This window comes from Dietzia sp. IBK-p2-15D, from assembly GCF_057773105.1.
Window position 1 is genome coordinate 1 of the sequence record NZ_JBYMTK010000067.1, and the last position, 473, is coordinate 473.

Annotated in this window: 1 protein-coding gene; it reads left to right on the forward strand. The window is 26.2% G+C overall.

The features are described from left to right. Window positions 1–28: 28 nt before the first annotated feature. Window positions 29–473: phosphatidate cytidylyltransferase (locus AC3DEV_RS16900; RefSeq protein WP_488372852.1), on the forward strand; the 445-nt coding region annotated here is incomplete at its 3' end.

The following is a 473-nucleotide window of genomic DNA, read 5'->3' on the forward strand; positions in this document are numbered from 1 at the left end:
GAAAACATTTAACATATGCAGTTGTTTAATGATACTTATTCCTAGTTGGTTAGCAATTAATTATATAAAGCATAATAATAGTTATTATTTACTAGGAATAATTTTAATGATTATTAGCATAGATTGTGGTGGATATTTTGGAGGAAAATTTTTAGGTAAGCATAAATTAAGCATTGTTAGTCCAAATAAAACCTGGGAAGGGGTATGGGTAGGATATGTAATTAGTATTTTAGTTATGCTTATGTTTTTTATGGGCATTATGTGTGGTAATAAACAATTTTATTCATATTCAATTATGAAAGTTTTAAAACAAATAGGGTATATTTTTATAATTACCCATATATTTTTGGCATTATCAATAATTGGAGATTTATTTGAAAGCTTATTAAAACGGATTTCTAAGGTTAAAGATAGTGGTAATATTTTACCTGGTCATGGCGGAATATTAGATAGATTAGATAGTGTTTTAGCGG